A 19,363-nucleotide genomic window follows, 5' to 3' on the forward strand; every position below is an offset into this window, starting at 1 on the left:
TTCTTTTAAGCAATATGCTTTAATCCTATTTAAAGTACCCTTTGATCGATTTGACTTCAAGGAACTCTTCTATTCCGTAGTCTCCCCATTCCCGACCGAGACCTGACTGTTTATATCCGCCGAATGGCAGATCGGTACGTCCTTTAGCCACATTGATCTCAATTGTGCCGGCTTCGATGCGCCTTGCCACATACTGTAGTGTGTCCTGATCATTGCCGTATACATACCCAGCCAATCCATATTTTGTATCGTTTGCGATTTCAAGTGCTTCGTCGATGTCATTATAGGTGATTACGGACATGACCGGCCCGAATATTTCTTCTTGGGCGATGACCATGTCATTTTGAACATCAGAGAATATGGTCGGTTTGACATAGAACCCTTTGTCCAGGCCATCTGGATGACCAGTACCGCCATGATAAAGGGTTGCACCTTCCTCGCGTCCTTTTTCAATATAGGATTGAACCGTATCAAATTGTTTGCTGCTTACCAATGGTCCAACTTCAACGCCTTCTGTGCGCGGTTCTCCGACTTTAACTGCTTCCATTTTTTTCTTCGCAGCTTCCAAAAACTCTGTTTTCATGGAAGTGGGTATCAATGTGCGGGTACCTGCTGTACAGACTTGACCGGAGTTGCGGACCACTTTTTGGACAGCGACTTCAGCAGCTTCGTCTACGTCGACATCATCAAGAATGATGAGTGGGGACTTGCCGCCGAGTTCAAGGGATACTTTTTTGAAATCTTCACTTGCGTTCCTCATGATCTTGGCGCCAGTCGGACCGGAACCTGTGAATGACATCATGCGTACTTTAGGATGCGAACTGAGTGGCTCGCCTACACCTTCACCGTCTCCATTTACAAGGTTGAAGACGCCTTTTGGGACGCCGGCCGCTTCAAATATTTCAGCCAGGATAATTGCGGCGAATGGTGTTTCTTCTGACGGCTTCAATACGACTGGACTTCCCGCAGCAAAAGCAGCAGCGAGTTTCAATGAAGTCTGATTGGTCGGGAAGTTCCATGGTGTAATGAGCCCGGAAACTCCAACAGCTTCCTTCATGATGAGGTCGTCCCCGCGGCGTTCTTCAAACTCGAATGTATCAAGAGCATCACGAGCTGCAGTGAAATGGTTTAAACCGGCCTGGTAGTGGGTCTTCTCTGATAAACCGAGTGGTGCCCCCAACTCATCCGTCATCGTTTCTATCAGTTCATCTTTACGTTTCGTATATTCCTCAACGATGCGGTCCAGCATGGCGCGCCGTTCCTCAACAGGAGTGTGCCGGAATTCCAGATACACAGCATAGGCTGCTTCAACAGCACGATTGACATCTTCTTCGTTTCCTTTCGCAATCTTTCCGAAAGCTTCTCCAGTAGCTGGATTGATGACGTCCAGGGTTTCTCCGCTGGCACTATCGACCCATTCTCCATTGATGAATTGCTTTATTTGGTTTCTCATTAGTGGATGCTCCTTCTGTAAAGTGATATTGTTCTTTACCCTTATTTTTGATGTTCAATTTCCATTATGTGAGTAAAAATCAAATAAAAACAGCAAGACATCATTAAGCGATGCCTTGCTGTTGATTTAACATACTGAATCATTGGATTTAGGGACGGATAGTCCAAATAGAGGCCTTAGGTATAAAGCAAGAAACGTTCCGCCGAGCGCCATTATGCCCCAGATATATCCGTGCATGCTGAAGGAGGCGATTCCTCCAAAGTACGCTCCGATATTACAGCCAAACGCAAGACGGGCACCATATCCCATCAACAATCCACCGATGACTGATGCTGAGAAGTTCCCTAGAGTTATTTTGGTGAATTTGAATAATCCACCTAGGGCTGAAGCGATGAATGCACCTAGAATCACACCAAAATTCAGTATAGTGGTGCTGTCTGCAAATATAGAAGATTCAAGTGCAGTCGCATTTGCACCTTGCCAATATCCCCACTGGGCTACATCGAACCCAAGGAAATCAGCAACTTTTGAACCCCATAATGCAAATGCAGAAGTAATTCCCCAAGGTGTGCCGCGGGTCATCAAGGTCAAGGCATTCAATACAGCGAGAATGATGGCTGCTGTAAACAGGGGCCATGAGCCTCTAAATATGCGTTTCCATCCGCTCTCTGTCGGCAACGGAGCCATTTTAGGTGCATTTTTCCTTTTTTCTACAATCAACGTAATCCATGCGATCAAACCAAAGAGGGCGATGGAAAGAGCCCATGACCCGCCATATCCGAGGCCTGTGGATGTAGCGAGGGAAATGGGTTCGAATGCTGGAAGTTCCTCTGTCCAAAACGGCAGGTGATACGCACCGACTGTAGCACCAACGATAAAGAACAGTAATGTGATGAACATTACGGTACGGCCACCACCTATGGAATAGAGTGTCCCGGAGGCACACCCGCCACCAAGCTGCATGCCGATGCCGAACAGGAAGGAACCGACTATCAAGCTCACTCCGACCGGCGAAACATAACCTGCTATATCAGCGCCGAAGAACGATATGCCGAACGCCAGGATGGGGGCGAACAGTGTAACCGCAGCGGCTAGCATCAACATATGGGCTCTCATGGCCTGGCCATTGCCGACTGACATCATTCTTCTGAAAGCAGACGTAAACCCAAAACGCGCGTGGAACAATGTAAAACCGAGTGCTAATCCGATGAGCAGCAATACCGGCTGCATCATCGATTGTGTAGCAGCGAGATATATGAAGAGCAGAAGACTTGCTGCTATGCCTCCGCCAACAAGTGATTTTTGAACTGGATTCATGGCGGATGACTGTGTGGCTATAGAACTTTTCATCTTATTTACAGGATGAGCGATGGTGTTCATAAAATACGCCTCTTTTCATATCATTTAAGTAGGAATTTAAATCACTTTAATATATCATAGTAAATAAGTCAAGATAATGATTCCTACAATGACAAAGAGGTTATTGAAGTACACACAAATGTGGTATTATAATGTGCGCCGGGGTATACGGAAATCAATGGAAGAAAGTCGAGGGTGCACAGTGGCAAAATTATATTATCGTTACGGCACGATGCAAAGCAATAAGAGCAATCAGATCATCACCACTCATCACCAATATACAACTCAGGGGAAACGTTGCTTGGCGTACTCATCAAGAGTAGATACGAGAAGCGGATATAAAATGATCAAGTCGCGCATCGGATTGGAACTGATGTGTGAGTATATAACTGATAATATCTACGATGAAGTGCATAAGACCCATATGGAAGAAGAAGTCCACGCGATTGTAGTGGATGAAGCTCAATTCCTGTCCAAGAATGATGTCATGCGCCTCAGTGATATCGCGGATTACCTGGACATACCGGTAATCTGTTTTGGACTTAAGACTGATTTCCGCAATCAGCTCTTTGAAGGAAGCCGTACGCTGTTGGAACTGTCGGATGCAGTGGATGAGTTGAAGACGATTTGCCAATACTGTAATAAAAAGGCAACTTTGAACATGCGCCTGTTGGATGACCGTCCCGTAAATGTAGGGGAGAGCATTTTAATCGGTGACGAAGAATATGTGCCCGTCTGCAGAAAATGTTATAAGGAAAGACTGGAGCTTGTCTGAAATATTTTCTGTGACGGAGATATAGACGCATTAGATCATGAAGACAACGTTATATCGGCGATGTTTAGGAGGATCAATCAGGAGGCTTGAGAAATGATCGAGATCGAAACTGTTTCAAAATCCTTTACAGGGAGAGAGGGTACATTCAAGGCGGTCGATGCCGTGACTTTGAAGATTGCAGCGCGCGAAGTGTTTGGCATAATCGGAGAGAGTGGCGCTGGAAAGTCGACATTGATGCGCTTCATCAATGCCCTGGAAATACCAGACGAGGGGTCAGTCAAGATGGAAGGGGTCGATGTAGGTCGCTTGAAAGGAAAGGCGCTGAGAGATCATCAAAAAGATATCGGTATGATCTTTCAACATTTCAATCTATTAGGCAACAAGACGGTTGAAGAAAATGTACGGTTGCCCTTGATGCTCCATAATTATGAGCAGTCTCTATCGCTCGAAGAGGTGCTTGATTTTGTAGGTTTGGCTGATAAACGTAAAAATTATCCAGCGGAGCTCTCAGGAGGTGAGAAACAACGTGTTGGCATCGCTCGTGCCCTGATCACCCGCCCCAAAGTACTTCTCTGTGATGAACCTACTTCTGCGCTGGATGAAAATACTACATATGAAATAGTTGATGTGTTGAGAAAAGCCCAGAGGGAGTATGATATGACGATTATCGTGGTGACTCATGAATTGCATGTTATTAAAGCGTTATGCCATAGGGCAGCAGTCTTGGAAAAAGGAAAACTAATCGATACGGTAGAAGTAGTGAACAAACCGCATGAAAGAAGCATCAAATCATACCATGAACGGATATTGGAAGTGTTGAGGGATGACTGAATTCAACCGATATATCGAGAGGCTTATTGAGTATGCACCAAAGCTAGCTGTCAGTCTGTATGAAACCGGCATCATGATGGGTTTTGCCATGGCTGCAGCCATACTATTGGGCTTACCGCTTGGGACGCTGCTATTTCTCTCGGCTAAAGGGAATCCACTGGAGAACAGGTACATACAACAACTGTCCAATGTGTTTATAAATATCATACGTTCATTTCCTTTCCTATTGCTCGTAGTTGTCATGCAGCCTTTGATCCGTGCAGTATACGGAAGAGCTACTGGAGATCCGATTGCAGCATCATTTCCAATGATGCTGATTGCTATAGCATTATATGCACGTTTCGTCGAACAGTCTCTGCATGATGTGCCAAAAGGTGTTATGGAAACAGCGGAATCGATGGGTGCATCCACTTTACAGCTCGTATGGAAATTCCTCTATGTAGAGGCAAGGAGTTCATTGCTAATCGGCTTTACTACGGCATTTGTCAGCTTTATCTCCTACTCCACGATTATGGGAGTCGTAGGGGGTGGCGGTATTGGTGACTTTGCCATAAGATATGGGTATCAGCGATATGAGACCGATATTATGTATACGTCCATAGTAATCATAGTTATTTTCGTCATCATGGTACAATGGCTTGGTATGTATACCGCAAAAAGATTGGATAAGAGATGAGTCATATAAAAGGAGAGATATATCGTGTTTAAAAAAAGTATTTTATTGGGTAGCTTAGCTTTGCTTCTAGCTGGATGCAGTGATGGGGGAAGCGGTACTGAAGACTCGGCAGACGGTGGGAAATCGGAAGAAGAGAAGGTAGTGAAGGTCGCCTCACACCTGCCTCCAATGACGGATGTAGTCGAGATTGCTGGAGAAGCGATTGAAGAACCATATAAAATAGAGTTGGTTGAGGTGTCTGATAACATCCAATATAATGAGGCGCTCCTGAATGAAGAAGTTGATGCCAATTTTGCCCAGCATACGCCATTCATGGAAAATTTCAATGAGGAGAGGGGTGGCGATCTAGTGGCGTTACAACCCATATATAACGCCATTGTAGGATTCTATTCACCGACCTATGACTCCATTGATGAACTTGAAGAAGGTGCAGAAGTTGCAATTCCTTCTGATGGTACGAACGAAGCGCGTGCCCTGATGATCCTCGATCAGCATGATATCATTGGCCTGGCAGATGGGGCAGAACATACCGCCACTGTCGATGATATTGAAGAGAACCCAAAAAATCTAGAATTTACCCATATAGATCTGCTCAATCTTACAGGAGCATATGAAGATGGCGTGGAATTGGTCTTCAATTATCCAACTTATATAGCGAGTATCGATTTGACTACAGAAGATGCAATATTGCTTGAGGAAGATGAGAATGATACGTTTGCAATTCAGTTTGTAGCAAGGGAAGATAATAAGGATACAGAAGCAATTCAGGCAGCGAAGGAAGCATTCACCTCACAGGAAGTGTATGACTTTTTGGATGATTTGAGTGAGGAAGGGCATTTGGAACCGGCATTTGAACCAGGTGAATAGTAGAATTGATCATTCGTCAACATAGTATGTGTCAGATAATATATCATAAGCTTAAAAGTATGGAGAATTATGAGTGTTTCACACGAAACATAGGAGCACAGGAAAAGTGCCTCATATGTTAAAATACATTATAGGTAATGACTCCATAAGAAAGGAAATTTCAGATGAAAGTTGCCCTTTTTGATTTTGATGGAACTTTATATCCATACGAAACATTTAATATACTTATGGAACGCTTGAAAAATCATCCCCAATTCAAAAAAAACCATAGGCGTTTCATCAGTGCATTCGCGCCTGTATATATCGGCTATAAACTGAAACTCGTCAAAAAACATACAATGCAGCATAAAGCCATGGAATACTATCTGAGGTCTTTTAAGAGGAATTCGAGAAAAGAGATTGAATCTTTCTTTAGAGATGTGGCGAATGATATGATCGAAGATTTGAGAGTGCCACTTTTGGCCAAGATGCGGCAGCTGAAACAGGATAATTATTATATCATGCTTATATCAGGAGCCTTCAAACCTTTGCTGGAATCTGTATTCAAGGATTTCGATATAGATTGTGTAATAGGCTCTCAAGTTAATTATAGTGGCGAACATCTGGATTCGAAGTCCAAGTTTGAACGTGTCTATGCTGAACGTAAAATTGATATCATCAAAAAACACTTCGCAGATAAAAAAGTGGATTGGCAGAATAGCGAAGCATATAGCGATAGTTATGCAGACTTGCAGATGCTCGAATTGGTGGGGAATCCAGTAGCCGTAAAGCCCGACCCGAGATTACTTGCAGTAGCAACGCGTAAAGGTTGGAAAATCCATCAAGATTGACTTGAATTATTCGAATGCCGAAAAAAAGAGGCTATATTATCATATATTCTTTCAAGGAGTGAAAACCAATGAAACTGACAGAAATAAACGAGGATGAATTGTATCCTACGGAGAAGTTTGGACCTCATATCGAGGGCACGCTCATTTATAAAGTGGGCGAACAAACCCAGTTCAAAGGTGCTTATATAACGACTAACGAACGGATGATCATGAATGTGGACATGGGTGGAGAAAGCTATAGAAGGGTCTTCAGCTATAATGATATCGTAAGGGCTGCTTCTGAAAACGACACTCTGATTATAGAGTTCCCTGAAGGAATGGGCAAAATAGCCATGGTAGATGTCGTAGAAGGTGACATAGACGCATTTGTAGAATACGTCAACGAAAAAGTATCCTGACTAAATAAGGGCGCCTTGGAGAATGACCTCCTAGGTGCCCTTATTTTTATCCTTTTCCTTTATCTTGTCATAAACGAAACGTGCTGCCATGATAAGAAAGTAAATGAAAATACCCCCTGCAGCATTTTGTATATCTGTAATCAGAATGAGGAAAGCAAAAAGGAGAAGAGGCAGAAAAATATATATGAATTTAAAGGTCATGATAACAGCTCCAAAAGTATGTCATAAATATAAATTGTATGTCATATATAAGCCCCCTTTTATATGACTTATAAAAGGAGTATAATCAATATATGATGAATAGTGAATTTACAATTGCATTTTAGTATATCATCTATGCTTAAGTGGGCAACCCTAAACACCGGAGATGGATGATTGAAATGATGTTATCGTTTCAACAACAATATTATTGATATTGATAAGGAGCTTAGAGATATTATGAACAGTGTAATGAACAAGAGTGACATCATTATGATTGGCGGCGGCATCATGAGTGCGACTTTGGGCACACTTCTGAAAGAAGTGAATCCTGAATGGAACATGAAGGTTTTCGAAAAACTAGATGCTCTTGCGCAAGAAAGTTCCGATCCTTGGAATAATGCTGGCACAGGACACTCAGCGCTTTGTGAACTCAACTATACTCCTGAGCAGGCGGACGGATCTCTTGATATATCAAAGGCAGTACATATCAACGAACAGTTTCAGATTTCCAAACAGTTCTGGGCTCATCTTGTAGAAAAAGGAGACATGGAGCGTCCTCAAGATTTTATAATGCCGGTGCCCCATCTCAGTTTTGTCGAAGGTGAAAAAAACGTTGAATTTCTAAAAAAACGGGTCGAAGCGCTTTCTGAGAATCCACTTTTTGAAGGCATGGAAATTGCTGACGACAGCGAAACGCTGAAAGAGTGGCTACCATTGATGATGGAAGGCCGTAATTTTGATAAACCTGTTGCGGCTACAAGAATCAAATCAGGTACAGATGTTAATTTTGGCAATTTGACTAAAAAGTTGTTTGAAAATCTTGAAAAGAAAAATGTATCTATGCATACCAGACATGAGGTCATGGATATCCGCAGGACAAAAGGCGGAGAGTGGCAAGTTAAAGTAAAGAACCTTGATACTGATAAAGTAGAATATCATACATCAAAATTTGTCTTTATTGGAGCAGGCGGAGGCAGCTTGCCACTTCTTCAGAAGACTGGCATCCCGGAGTCGAAAAGCATAGGCGGCTTCCCGGTGAGTGGCATCTTCATGGTATGTCAAGATTCTGAGATTGTGGAGAAGCACGAAGCGAAAGTATATGGTAAAGCGAAAGTCGGTGCTCCACCAATGTCAGTGCCACATCTTGATACGAGGCATATACATGGCAAAAGGTCATTATTGTTCGGGCCTTTCGCAGGTTTTTCGCCTAAATTCCTGAAAACTGGTTCTTATTTTGACCTCATTAGTTCTGTCAAACCCAACAATGTGCTGACCATGCTGTCGGCAGGTGCGAAGGAGATGGGCTTGACCAAATACCTTGTTGAACAAGTGTTGCAGTCAAGTGAAGAACGGATGAAGGATTTGAGGGAGTTTATACCTACAGCCAAGAGCGAAGATTGGGATATCGTAGTGGCAGGACAACGTGTTCAAGTTATAAAAGATACAGAAAAAGGTGGCAAGGGGACACTTCAATTCGGTACAGAAGTCATAACTGCTGAAGATGGTTCCATCGCAGCCCTTCTTGGAGCATCCCCAGGCGCGTCAGTATCTGTAGATGTGATGTTGGATATTATGAAAAGGTGTTTCCCCGAGGAATATCCCAATTGGGAAGACAAGATCAAAAGTATGATACCTTCCTATGGTATGAAACTTACTGAGCACCCAGATAAATATAAAGAAATACATGATGCAGTCTCTGAGAGGTTAAATCTTAAGTCGCAAGAAGATGGAGCCCTCTTAAGTTGATGGAGTCCGATAGGCAGACCGATATGTTAGCGGTCTGCCTATTTATATTGCATAGCGATATATCGTTATAATGCATGGCGATATATTGTAATGCCGTAACTTAATAGAACTGACAATTGTAGCCTTTTAAAGGCTGAAAGGAGTATATATGAATAAAAAAATTGGATTTATCGGAGCTGGAAAAATGGTCGATCACATAGTAAGGGGGTTACTAATTTACCCGGAGATGAAAGATTCCATTATTGTGGTCGGTCGCAACCTGAAAAAACTTGAACTGTTCAATAAAGGAAAAGGGATTGAGATAGATACTGATTACAGTAGACTGCATGCATGCGACATCATTATAAACGGCGTAAGCTCAAGCCAAGTGCTGGATTCTTTTAAGCAAATTCAGCACTATACCAAAGCAGATGCATTATACGTATCAATTGCTGCTGATGTTTCTTTAGAAGAACTGGGAACTACACTACCAGGCTATAAAGTCGTCAGGAACATGCCCAATATTGCTGTGTCGTCACAAGAAGGGGTCATGATTATGACAGGGAATAAGCATGTTACAGAGGAAGAACGAAGTATTCTTACTGAGTTGTTCTCTACGATAGCTCTGGTGGAGTGGGTAGATGAGTCACTAATCAAGTACGCACCTTCCCTGACAGGTTCTTCCCCGGCTTATGTATTTATGATGATAGAAGCGATGGCCGATAAGGCAGTGAGTGTTGGTTTTCCGAGAAACCAAGCCTATAGGCTTGCAGCGCAGGCGATCAGAGGTGCAGGGAAGATGGTGATAGATACTGAATTGCACCCGGGTATGCTGAAAGATCAGATTACGACATCTGGTGGTTCAACGATACAGGGTGTCATGAAATTGGAGAGTCTCGGTTTCAGGAACAGCATCATTCAATCAATGGAAGAAATAAATAAAGCCAACAGTAAATAGAATACGATAGATGAAAAAATGGTGAAGGATGCTCACACACAAAAACACCTCTATGGCTGAATTTTGAAATTCAACACTAAAGGTGTTTTTATTGTTAAGGAGAGCTATTTTTAGATTGTTTCAAGAGCAGCTTGAAGGTCAGATATCAGATCATCCGAATTTTCAATGCCTACAGATAATCTGAACAAGCCATCGGTGATTTCCTTTTCTCTCTGTTCTGCTTCGGACAAATCTTTATGGCTAGAAGTTTTAGGATGGGACAAAATAGTTTCTACTCCCCCAAGACTTACCGAAATCAATGGAATTTTGAGGTGATCTGCGAATTTTTGTGCCTGACCTTCGTTCTTCAATTTAAAGCTGATTACGGCCCCTGCATGGTTGGCCTGACTCATATGCACCGAACTGTCTATTGGGTAATACACCTTTTCAACCTTTGCATGGGAGATAAGGAATTGGTGGATCTTTTCAGTGTTGCTAATAGATTGTTTCCATCTTATACCCAATGTTTTCAAGTGTTGGTTCAATGTCCAACAATCGTACGTGCCAAGTGCAAGTCCCATGACGACCTGAAGTTCTTTAAGAAGGGTACTTATGTCATCATCGTTTACAATGACTGCTCCGGCAATCAAGTCACTATGCCCACTTAAAAACTTGGTTGCACTATGAATCACTATATCAGCACCCAAATCCAGAGGGTTTTGTCCCAAAGGTGTCATAAAAGTGTTATCGACCAGTGTTTTAATATTATTGGCAGAAGTGAATTGGGTAATCGCTTTTATATTTGTCACTTTAAGCGTCGGATTTGACGGGGTTTCAATATAAATTGCTTTAGTGTTTGTATTGACCGCATCAGTTACATTATCTATATTTGTCTGATCTACTTCAGTGAAGCTCAGCCCAAACCGTTTTAAAATAGTTTTCACCAGCTGGTAGGTGCCACCATACATATCGGCAGGCATTATAATATGATCACCCGGTGAAAATGTCATCAAAGCGGCACTTATTGCTGACATCCCAGAGTTGAATGCATAGGCGTGTCTCCCATTTTCCAGGCTGGCAAGTTTTTCTTCGAGCTTATCCCTATTGGGATTGCCATGCCGTACATAAAGGTAGCCTTCCTCTGCGTTGAGGTCAGGTCTGAGAAAGGCAGTTGAATAATACAAAGGTTGGTTTGCGGTGCTGTAATCCAATCCTCGTTTATTATCTACGATCATTTCAGTTTCTTTTTTGTAACCCATGTAGAACTCCTTTATAAATAATATTTTTAATTCTAATGCACTTTCTCGATTAAAAATTAAAATCATCGAACATATATCCATTATAAACGGAATTAATGTATTACTAAAAGAAAAATCTGAATTGAATGATATTAAAAATGTTCAAGTGGCAATGATCATATAGCGTTATTAAAAACGATGAAATCATTTAGTTATAACGATATTATAATGTCTTATAAACTCAATTATAAAGGGTATTTAAATAAAATATAACGTATGTAGCACCATCGTTATTGCAACGATACGATGAAATGTGCTATTGTTATTTACATAAGAAAAGAAAATTACTTTTTTCAGCTATAATGACATTATGTTAAGGAGAAGATATCATGAAAGAATTAAACCAGGCGATATTTTATACGACTGCACAAGTTAAGGATAAAGTTGAACTTTCGGATCAGAACGTCCGTAAGTATGTAAGATTACTGGAAGACAGGAACTATGAAGTTGCCAAAGACGAGCATAATAGAAGATTATTTTCGCAGAATGATATTGCTGTCCTGCAAGAGTTCATTAAAACAGCTAAAAAACCAGGATATACACTTGAAACAGCTGCTGATGAAATAATTTCCCAAGTATCGGATATCGTCAATGAAAAAGAGAACAACATGCCTGCGAACGTCACTAATAATGACATCAATCATATGCTGGGAATTGTCATGGAAAAGTTGGAAACCATGCAGCAGGAAAACAGGGAACTTAAAAACAATGTACATAGATTGGTAGAGCGGTTAGATGAGTACGGCACACAAGCACAAACGCTTTCATTGAACTATAATGATGAAAATAGTGCATACGAAAGTCAAGGTGCTGCTACAGCAATTGAGGAGCACCAAAATTATGAGGATGTTGAAGTGGATGAGAAATTTGAAAAAACGGAAGAGGAATCTTCTGATACGCCTGTAGCAGTTGGCAATGATACTCAAGCGCCAGCTTCCGATGCTTCTTCGAACATAGATATGAACCAGTACAGCAACTATGAAGTACAGGAAGAAGCAGCAGAAGACCGCTCTGAAGTTGAACAGAGAGAAGAAAAAGGTGGGTATTTGAATAAATTATTTAATATGTTCAAAGGGAAATAAAGTTGAATAGGGTTAGGAGGCAGGCTGTGAAGAAGATAATTTGGATTACAGGCGCTTCAAGTGGTTTTGGAATGGCAACTGCCTTGAAGCTATTAAAAGAGACGGAGCATATAATCTGTGTAAGCGCCCGCCGTATTCATCTACTGGACATTCTTGTCAAAGAAGGCGCGATTGCCTTTCCTATGGACGTCGTCAATGCTGAAGAAATTAAAGAGACCCATCAGATGATAGAAAAGAAGATTGGTATCGTGGATGCAGTTCTAGTAAATGCTGGATACGGCGTCTATGGGCCGATAGAGGCTGTGCCTGGGAGTGAAATGAGGAGACAGTTTGAAGTGAATGTGTTTGGTGCTGTAGAAACCATTCGAGCAGTCTTACCTTCGATGCGTCGGCGCAGAGAAGGCAGAATCGTCATAACCAGTTCGTCTGCAGCGCATGTTTCGAGTGCTGGCATGGGATACTACGCTGCGACGAAGCATAGTATCAAAGCAATAGGCACTGCGCTTAGACAGGAAGTGAAAAATTTGGGTGTTGAGGTTGTGATGGTAGAACCTGGAGTTGTGAAAACATCGTTTGGAGAAACTGCCTTTAACCAGAATTATATGGAAGATGGAGGGGCCGACTATAGTGAACAGATGGAGAACATGAAGGCATTTATGATGAGGGCTTTCAACCGTGCGCCTGAGATGACGAAAACGCGGGATATAATGTATGATGCTTTATTAAACAATCGCGTTAAGTCTGTTTATAGGACAACACGAGGATCACTTGCCCTTAATTTAGCCAGCAAACTGCTCTCTACAAATATTTACGATAATATGGTGGGATTTGGGGTCAAGAAATTGAAATGAAGCAATATACTTTATTCACCGGTTATTTCGTGGGATGATTGAAATCGTCTTGATAAATCATAAAGAATTGGGTTGATGGCATGATCGAATCATTTAATATTGGAACTATATCAATACCGGGGATATATATTGTACTTCTATTGAGCTTGTTGGTCAGCTATCTGATGCTTTGGGAAGCTGAGTATAAGAAAGAACTGTTTAATGAATGGACAAACGCGCTTATAATGGTCTTTTTAATCCACAAAGGAACATACATATTATTCAGTTGGAGTGAATTTCTCAATAATCCGCTAGGTGTCTTTTATTTTGATGGCGGTCCTATCGGTCTCCTTATAGCTATGGTGGTTGCTTTCATATATATGTTCTATAGGATGAAAACACTGTTTCACGCAGAAGCGTACGCTATATTCATCGTTGCTTTCTACACCTTCTATGGCCTTCTTGAACTAAGGGCTTTCGGCCAATGGCATTACATCTTCCTGACCGTGCTGTCACTTGCTGCGCTTATCTTCATATACTTCAAATGGAAGCGCATAAGAGTTATATTGGGTACCGCTGTAACGTTACTCGTACTGCAGCTGATCGTGCGTTTCTTTATCTATAACGGTGCCGAAATATTCAATCTAAGCCTACTGCAATGGCTCATCGTCTTAAGCATCATCTATCTTTCTGTGACTGTAAATAGAGGAGGAGAAGATGAAGAAATATAGACATTATTTCATCGGTATAATAATCTTGAGTGCGCTCTTTTTCACCATCTATCAAACTGTTGCAGAAGATGCACAGGTAAACCAGTCGTTGGAATCCAACCCTGAAGCAGGGCTTGATATAGGGTCTGAAGCCCCTGATTTCACATTGCAGGGTTACGATGGCGAGACGATTTCGCTTGGTGCGATAGATAAGCCTGTAATGCTTAATTTTTGGGCTTCCTGGTGCCCACCTTGTAAAGCGGAAATGCCTCATATGAGGAATTTCTATGAGAAGAACAAGGATGAAGTTGAAATCGTAGCTGTGAACATGATGCATCAGGAAAGTAGTGATCAAGATATGGAGAAGTTTTATAAAGAATATGGATTAAACTTTCCTGTACCAATTGATGAAGATGGGATGGTGAGCACCACTTATCAGGTTGTGTCGATTCCGACGTCGTATTTCATAGATTCGGAAGGAATCATAGTATCTAAGTACACGGGACCTATGACAGAAACATCTATCTCAGAAACGTTTAAACGAATTAAATAATCAGCTACCATATTTTTATCTGAGATAATATATAAATTTTTCATCAGTATTGAAATTGCATAAAATTGATGAAAATGTCTGATTCGGATTCAACTAAAAACGGCCTGGAAATCTTAACTCAAGATTTCCAGGCCGTTCGTCTTATCTTTAAAGAACATTATACCTGAATTAAAGCAGTTGCTCTAATTTGATGCCAAAACATTCATCAAGTATGGACGATTGATCGTCCTCATCAACAGCAATCTTTTGTACTTCTCCTTCTTCGGTGGTAATTAAAGTATCTCCTGAAAGTGTGATACGCCCATTCAAAGTAGCTAAAGATACAATTTCTTTTTGTGTAAAATGAGATTCTGGTGAGTTTTGGTTAAAATGACATGCTTCTTTAAAATCAGTCAATTCTCGCGGTGTGATGTCAGCGCGGAATAACGTTCTCCATCTATGATCACTTTCTTTTCTCTGCAAGTCAAAGATCTTCTCTTTCACTTTGGCTACACGATAGACCCCGCTTACATCTTCCCTGATTTCACCTGTTAAAGGCAATGGCATTCTGGTAGAATCACCAAAACCAACATCGACCAGATAGGGTTGATCAAGCTCGACAATCAGAGAAGCATGAAGTCCTGGTTTTGCCCACGTTCCATCGGGACGTTTAACAGTAGCTGATATGAAGTAAGTATTAAAATCAAGATTCTTCAACAAAGAGTTAAATAGACCATTCAACTCATAACAAAAGCCACCACGCTGTTCCAATACAATCTTTTTATAATAATTCTCCACATCCAGCGGGATTGGGATATTATACATGACATTTAAGTTCTCAAAAGGAACATGCAGCATGTGCTGTAATTGCAGTTGCAGGAGAGTATCATAATTTGCATCCTCTATCTCCTTTAAGCCGATGCGTTGCAAATACCGGGTGATATCCAATTTCAAGGTCCTCCTTCATATTCGTCCTGATCGTAATTCAGGATGATTCATACAACAGACGTCTCTTATTGCACTTATCTGTCCACAATATAACGCCAAATATATTATTCAACAAGCAGCTTGCTTGTCATTAATTACATTGGGTCCTGAACTATCCAGGCACCAATAGAACGTATAACTGCTTGAATGCTGATATAACGACGATATAACACTACTGAAAATGAGAAAAAGTAAAAGGTCTGCCTAATTAGGCAGACCTTTTACATAACCACTTCTGTCCAAATCTTGATTGCTGTACCGAGAATGATCAGGGCCAGAATCCATTGTAGGACTTTTGTATTCATATTCTGTCCGGCTTTTGCCCCTAGCGGTGCTGCAAGAAGACTTGCAACAATCATTATGACTGCAGGACCGTAAAGCACCTGGTCGGTAACGACTTTACCTATGGTAGCACCAATCGAGGAGATGAATGTCACTGCAAGACTGGTGGCTATAGTGACCCGTGTGGGTATTTTAAGGACAACCAACATTATAGGTACTAGTATAAATGCTCCAGCTGCACCTACAATGCCAGCCGCTGCACCGGTAATCAAAGCCAGGCCAGCGGCCAGTGGACCATTAAACTGAAGATCATCTCCTGGACTAAAAGGAATCTCTTTCTTTGGAAGGAACATCATGACGACGGCTATAGTCGCTAAGATAGCGTAGACGATATCAATCTGGGTTTCTGTAAGGAACTCAGAACCATATCCACCTATCAGGCTACCAATCAGGATTGCGCCCCCCATATATGCGATTAACCTCATGTTGAGGTAGCCACTGCTTTTATAAGCCCACACTCCCGCTATTGTTGCAAAGAATACCTGAACGGCACTTATCCCTGCAACTTCATGGGAAGTGAAGGTTGCCACCCCCAGCAAAGGGGGGATATACAGCAGCATAGGATATTTGATGATGGATCCTCCGATTCCAACCATACCTGATATGAAGGAACCGACGAAACCGATCAGAAATATCACGATAATGAAAGATATATCCATCACTTCATCGCTTCTTTGATGCCGCCATAGCCTTTTTCAATATTGACGACGTTTTCAAAACCGCGTGCTTTCAACGCGCTCATAGCGATTGCTGAACGTACACCTGATTGGCAATGCACATAGATTGCCTCGTCAGTGTCGAACGGCACTTCTTTTTCATCGAGGTGGCCAAAGTGAACATGGTGTGCATTCTCCAGATGGCCTCCTTCAAATTCTGAAGTCGAACGGACATCGAGGATGTTTTTATCCTTGTAGTTTTCGACAAACTCTTCAGGAGATATATTATCATAGGAGTCATCGAAATATTTATCGGCTTTATCTTCAGGCACAATCAGTTTCAAATCATCAAAACCAATGGCTGCTAGATCTTCCTGTAATGTCTTGCTGTCTTCAGGATTCGCGATAACGGTCATTGGCTGATCAAAATCGATATACCACCCTGCGAACTGTAGGAATTTATCGTTGTAGGGAATATTTATAGCACCTTTTTTAAAGCCTTTTTTAAATGCTTCCTTACTTCTTAGGTCAAACACTTGGCCAGGTAATTCATCAGGTGTGTCTATCTCTACATCTTTCACTTTAAACTCTGGAAGTCCTTCTTTATTGACTTTCTTCATCTGCCCAAAATAGCTAGGTGGTTCGGGCTGGTCACTCGTCAATTCTTTGATGAAATCGTCTTTGTCCTTATAGTCAAACACCCAGTTATTCTTCCGCTCATATCCGAGGGTGGACAAAGGAACTGCGCCCAATGATTTACCACATGCACTGCCTGCACCATGTCCAGGCCATACTTGCATGAAATCTGGGAAGTCATTCATTTTCTTAAGGGAATCGAACATTGCGTTGGCACCCTCTTCAGTAGTGCCTTCCATGTCTGCTGCTTCTTCCAGTAGGTCAGGACGACCGATGTCACCAACGAATAGGAAGTCGCCAGTAAATATGCCCATTGGTTCTTCACTGCCGGCACCACGGTCCGTCAGTACAAATGAAATACTTTCTGGTGTATGCCCAGGGGTATGCATTACTTTCAGTTCTACATTACCTACATTGATGATATCCCCATCTTTTACATATACAGTATCGGTAGGCATATCCTCGTACTTCCAATCTTCACCGCCTTCGTCAGATACATATGCAGTGGCATTGAATTTTTTCGCAGCGTCACGTAGACCAGAAGCAAAGTCAGCATGGATATGGGTTTCAGCTACATGTGTAATGTTGAATCCCTCTGCGTTTGCAACTTCTTCATATTCATCAACAACGCGTTTTGGATCGATGATCATAGCTTCTTTTGTTTTCTGGCAAGCTACCATATAGGATGTCTGTGCAAGTTTCTTGTCGAAGAATTGTTTAAAGAACATTAATATACACTCCTTGAATTGATTGATTTTAAATGCATCGTATACTCCTAATTAGATGAACAGGTTCAAGTTCCCATTCTCGGCATCGCCAAGATAGGTACCTACTCCACCGAAATTAACATTAGGAAGCAGTTCGTCTTCTTCTACTGCCATTATATCCATACTCATTGTACATGCTACCATTTTGACGCCGAGTTTATCCGCTTTGTCTATCATTTCCGTGAGTGCATCCACACGTTTCTTCTTCATGACGTGCTGGATCATTTTGGAACCGAGTCCAAATAGATTCATGTTGGATATTGGAAGTTTAGAGGCTGATTTCGGCATCATCATGCTGAAGGCTTTATCGAGCCCTGTCTTTTTCTTTCTTGGGGCATTCGGGTCCTTGATGACATTTAGTCCCCAGAAAGTGAAGAACATCGTAACATCTTTACCCATGCTTTTAGCACCTGTGGCGATGATGAAAGATGCCAATGCTTTATCCAGGTCTCCACTGAATACGACCATAGTGGCCCCATCTTTGGTTTCAACCATCTGATGGCCTTCAGATGCAGTTTTCCCTTCAGAGTCATTCTTTTGAAGTACCACTACCACCTTATCGCCGACCTTTTCATTTTTAAGAATAAAGTGTCCCTTTTTACGGGCCCAGGCTTCAACGTCGGTACAGAAACCAAAATCGGTCACGGTCATTTCCATCTGTTGACCATCTTTTAATCCATCCATAACTTCATTTACCTTAAGAAGGGGACCTGGACATTGTAGACCACTTGCTTCTATTTTGACCCTATCAGGATCGATGGCGAGATTCTTCTCTAAAGACTGATTCCCAGCAGTCGTTTCATCAGCGCTATCATACTTTCCGTTGTACTGGCTATAACCTTCTTCAAGGTTTATCGCATCAAAACCGTTGCGCTTCAAGATATCTGTTGCATCAGCACCGCGTTTGCCTCTTTGGCAATATACGTGGATTCTCTGATTTTTAGGAAGTTCGTCTAAGCGCGACTCCAATTCATTTACTGAGATATTATCAGCGTTGGCGATATGTCCCATCTCATACTCGAAAGGCTCCCTTACATCGAGTAGATATTCGTTTTTTTCAACTAATTGATCTGCATCATTAATGTGATGCTTTGTAACTGTGTCGCTCATAATTGTTAATCGTCCTTTCATTTTTAAATACCTATAAGGGTATAATAGCAGGCACAATAAAACTTGTCAAATACCCAATGGGGTATACTGTAAAAAAATAAAAACAGATGAAATCATCTGCTCTTATTCAGAGCTCTACTGCTTCCTTCACAAGATCATCTGTATTTTCATCTGGATCATTCATCGTTTCTTTTACGCATTGAACGAGATTATCACTGACAATGACATTCATAGTACGGTTTAAAGCGCTTTTTGCGGCACTCAATTGTGTGACTACATCCTTACAGTCTTTGCCTTCTTCCATCATCTTTAAGGCACCGTTAATCTGGCCCTGTAAACGATTTATGCGATTCATGACAGC

Annotated in this window: 20 protein-coding genes; 12 read left to right on the top strand and 8 right to left on the bottom strand. The window is 41.7% G+C overall.

Translation table 11 applies throughout. The features are described from left to right. Positions 1-25 precede the first annotated feature (25 nt). Complete coding sequence (locus ACZ43I_RS00585) at positions 26-1,453, bottom strand: aldehyde dehydrogenase family protein (protein ID WP_344703824.1); 1,428 nt, start codon at positions 1,451-1,453, stop codon at positions 26-28. Positions 1,454-1,579: 126 nt separating this feature from the next. Next, positions 1,580-2,770: a YeeE/YedE family protein gene (locus tag ACZ43I_RS00590; RefSeq protein WP_425568409.1), complete on the bottom strand. Its 1,191-nt coding sequence runs from the start codon at positions 2,768-2,770 to the stop codon at positions 1,580-1,582. A 244-nt stretch (positions 2,771-3,014) separates the two neighbouring features. Here ACZ43I_RS00590 and ACZ43I_RS00595 point away from each other — a divergent pair, with 244 nt between their 5' ends. The 8 genes from ACZ43I_RS00595 (at position 3,015) to proC (ending at position 10,073) form a co-directional block, all read left to right on the top strand. Then, positions 3,015-3,587, top strand: coding sequence for a thymidine kinase (locus ACZ43I_RS00595; RefSeq protein WP_344703820.1), 573 nt, complete (start codon positions 3,015-3,017; stop codon positions 3,585-3,587). A gap of 93 nt (positions 3,588-3,680) precedes the next feature. Then, positions 3,681-4,418, top strand: a complete 738-nt coding sequence (locus ACZ43I_RS00600) for a methionine ABC transporter ATP-binding protein (RefSeq protein ID WP_344703818.1) — start codon at positions 3,681-3,683, stop codon at positions 4,416-4,418. Beyond that, positions 4,411-5,094 (top strand): methionine ABC transporter permease, encoded by a 684-nt coding sequence (locus tag ACZ43I_RS00605; protein WP_344703817.1) that lies wholly within the window; start codon positions 4,411-4,413, stop codon positions 5,092-5,094. The genes ACZ43I_RS00600 and ACZ43I_RS00605 overlap by 8 nt, the downstream gene beginning before the upstream one ends. Before the next feature lie 24 nt (positions 5,095-5,118). Continuing rightward, positions 5,119-5,961, top strand: a complete 843-nt coding sequence (locus ACZ43I_RS00610) for a MetQ/NlpA family ABC transporter substrate-binding protein (protein ID WP_344703815.1) — start codon at positions 5,119-5,121, stop codon at positions 5,959-5,961. Between the two features lie 164 nt (positions 5,962-6,125). Continuing rightward, the gene (locus ACZ43I_RS00615) at positions 6,126-6,791 is read left to right on the top strand and encodes an HAD family hydrolase (protein WP_344703813.1); all 666 of its coding nucleotides are present in this window, start codon (positions 6,126-6,128) and stop codon (positions 6,789-6,791) included. A 68-nt stretch (positions 6,792-6,859) separates the two neighbouring features. Then, a complete protein-coding gene (locus tag ACZ43I_RS00620) occupies positions 6,860-7,189 on the top strand; it encodes a hypothetical protein (RefSeq protein ID WP_344703811.1) in 330 nt (109 codons plus the stop codon). A 438-nt stretch (positions 7,190-7,627) separates the two neighbouring features. After that, the gene (gene mqo / locus ACZ43I_RS00625; protein ID WP_344703809.1) at positions 7,628-9,136 is read left to right on the top strand and encodes a malate dehydrogenase (quinone); all 1,509 of its coding nucleotides are present in this window, start codon (positions 7,628-7,630) and stop codon (positions 9,134-9,136) included. A gap of 148 nt (positions 9,137-9,284) precedes the next feature. Next, the gene (gene proC, locus ACZ43I_RS00630; RefSeq protein ID WP_344703807.1) at positions 9,285-10,073 is read left to right on the top strand and encodes a pyrroline-5-carboxylate reductase; all 789 of its coding nucleotides are present in this window, start codon (positions 9,285-9,287) and stop codon (positions 10,071-10,073) included. A 110-nt stretch (positions 10,074-10,183) separates the two neighbouring features. Here proC and ACZ43I_RS00635 read toward each other — a convergent pair whose 3' ends face one another. Then, the gene (locus ACZ43I_RS00635; protein ID WP_344703805.1) at positions 10,184-11,311 is read right to left on the bottom strand and encodes a trans-sulfuration enzyme family protein; all 1,128 of its coding nucleotides are present in this window, start codon (positions 11,309-11,311) and stop codon (positions 10,184-10,186) included. Between the two features lie 368 nt (positions 11,312-11,679). Between ACZ43I_RS00635 and ACZ43I_RS00640 the strand changes: the two genes are divergently transcribed. The 4 genes from ACZ43I_RS00640 to ACZ43I_RS00655 all read left to right on the top strand — a co-directional run bounded on the left by ACZ43I_RS00640 (position 11,680) and on the right by ACZ43I_RS00655 (position 14,525). Further along, complete coding sequence (locus ACZ43I_RS00640) at positions 11,680-12,432, top strand: hypothetical protein (RefSeq protein ID WP_344703803.1); 753 nt, start codon at positions 11,680-11,682, stop codon at positions 12,430-12,432. 26 nt (positions 12,433-12,458) lie between these two features. After that, on the top strand, positions 12,459-13,283 hold the full coding sequence (locus tag ACZ43I_RS00645) for an SDR family NAD(P)-dependent oxidoreductase (protein WP_344703801.1): 825 nt from the start codon (positions 12,459-12,461) through the stop codon (positions 13,281-13,283). Positions 13,284-13,363: 80 nt separating this feature from the next. Continuing rightward, the gene (locus ACZ43I_RS00650; RefSeq protein ID WP_344703799.1) at positions 13,364-13,993 is read left to right on the top strand and encodes a hypothetical protein; all 630 of its coding nucleotides are present in this window, start codon (positions 13,364-13,366) and stop codon (positions 13,991-13,993) included. Beyond that, a complete protein-coding gene (locus tag ACZ43I_RS00655) occupies positions 13,980-14,525 on the top strand; it encodes a redoxin domain-containing protein (RefSeq protein ID WP_344703797.1) in 546 nt (181 codons plus the stop codon). Before ACZ43I_RS00650 ends, ACZ43I_RS00655 begins: the two co-directional genes overlap by 14 nt. A gap of 168 nt (positions 14,526-14,693) precedes the next feature. Here the strand turns inward: ACZ43I_RS00655 and ACZ43I_RS00660 are convergent, their stop codons facing one another. The 5 genes from ACZ43I_RS00660 to ACZ43I_RS00680 form a co-directional block, all read right to left on the bottom strand. Beyond that, complete coding sequence (locus ACZ43I_RS00660) at positions 14,694-15,452, bottom strand: arylamine N-acetyltransferase family protein (protein WP_464761648.1); 759 nt, start codon at positions 15,450-15,452, stop codon at positions 14,694-14,696. Between the two features lie 260 nt (positions 15,453-15,712). Next, a complete protein-coding gene (locus tag ACZ43I_RS00665) occupies positions 15,713-16,492 on the bottom strand; it encodes a sulfite exporter TauE/SafE family protein (protein ID WP_344703853.1) in 780 nt (259 codons plus the stop codon). Beyond that, positions 16,492-17,853, bottom strand: a complete 1,362-nt coding sequence (locus ACZ43I_RS00670) for an MBL fold metallo-hydrolase (protein WP_344703793.1) — start codon at positions 17,851-17,853, stop codon at positions 16,492-16,494. The genes ACZ43I_RS00665 and ACZ43I_RS00670 overlap by 1 nt, the downstream gene beginning before the upstream one ends. Before the next feature lie 51 nt (positions 17,854-17,904). Continuing rightward, positions 17,905-19,002, bottom strand: a complete 1,098-nt coding sequence (locus ACZ43I_RS00675; RefSeq protein WP_344703791.1) for a DsrE/DsrF/DrsH-like family protein — start codon at positions 19,000-19,002, stop codon at positions 17,905-17,907. Between the two features lie 127 nt (positions 19,003-19,129). Further along, positions 19,130-19,357 (bottom strand): metal-sensing transcriptional repressor, encoded by a 228-nt coding sequence (locus ACZ43I_RS00680; RefSeq protein ID WP_464761751.1) that lies wholly within the window; start codon positions 19,355-19,357, stop codon positions 19,130-19,132. Between the last annotated feature and the right edge of the window lie 6 nt (positions 19,358-19,363).

Source organism: Salinicoccus jeotgali, assembly GCF_055379195.1.

Bases quoted from the DNA above. Each gene is read 5' to 3' on its own strand.
- ACZ43I_RS00665 (WP_344703853.1), bottom strand. From the start codon at position 16,492: ATGGATATATCTTTCATTATCGTGATATTTCTGATCGGTTTCGTCGGT.
- mqo (WP_344703809.1), top strand. From the start codon at position 7,628: ATGAACAGTGTAATGAACAAGAGTGACATCATTATGATTGGCGGCGGC.
- ACZ43I_RS00635 (WP_344703805.1), bottom strand. From the start codon at position 11,311: ATGGGTTACAAAAAAGAAACTGAAATGATCGTAGATAATAAACGAGGA.
- ACZ43I_RS00620 (WP_344703811.1), top strand. From the start codon at position 6,860: ATGAAACTGACAGAAATAAACGAGGATGAATTGTATCCTACGGAGAAG.
- ACZ43I_RS00650 (WP_344703799.1), top strand. From the start codon at position 13,364: ATGATCGAATCATTTAATATTGGAACTATATCAATACCGGGGATATAT.
- ACZ43I_RS00675 (WP_344703791.1), bottom strand. From the start codon at position 19,002: ATGAGCGACACAGTTACAAAGCATCACATTAATGATGCAGATCAATTA.
- ACZ43I_RS00600 (WP_344703818.1), top strand. From the start codon at position 3,681: ATGATCGAGATCGAAACTGTTTCAAAATCCTTTACAGGGAGAGAGGGT.
- ACZ43I_RS00590 (WP_425568409.1), bottom strand. From the start codon at position 2,770: ATGAATCCAGTTCAAAAATCACTTGTTGGCGGAGGCATAGCAGCAAGT.
- ACZ43I_RS00615 (WP_344703813.1), top strand. From the start codon at position 6,126: ATGAAAGTTGCCCTTTTTGATTTTGATGGAACTTTATATCCATACGAA.
- ACZ43I_RS00605 (WP_344703817.1), top strand. From the start codon at position 4,411: ATGACTGAATTCAACCGATATATCGAGAGGCTTATTGAGTATGCACCA.
- ACZ43I_RS00680 (WP_464761751.1), bottom strand. From the start codon at position 19,357: ATGAATCGCATAAATCGTTTACAGGGCCAGATTAACGGTGCCTTAAAG.
- ACZ43I_RS00655 (WP_344703797.1), top strand. From the start codon at position 13,980: ATGAAGAAATATAGACATTATTTCATCGGTATAATAATCTTGAGTGCG.
- ACZ43I_RS00670 (WP_344703793.1), bottom strand. From the start codon at position 17,853: ATGTTCTTTAAACAATTCTTCGACAAGAAACTTGCACAGACATCCTAT.
- proC (WP_344703807.1), top strand. From the start codon at position 9,285: ATGAATAAAAAAATTGGATTTATCGGAGCTGGAAAAATGGTCGATCAC.
- ACZ43I_RS00640 (WP_344703803.1), top strand. From the start codon at position 11,680: ATGAAAGAATTAAACCAGGCGATATTTTATACGACTGCACAAGTTAAG.
- ACZ43I_RS00585 (WP_344703824.1), bottom strand. From the start codon at position 1,453: ATGAGAAACCAAATAAAGCAATTCATCAATGGAGAATGGGTCGATAGT.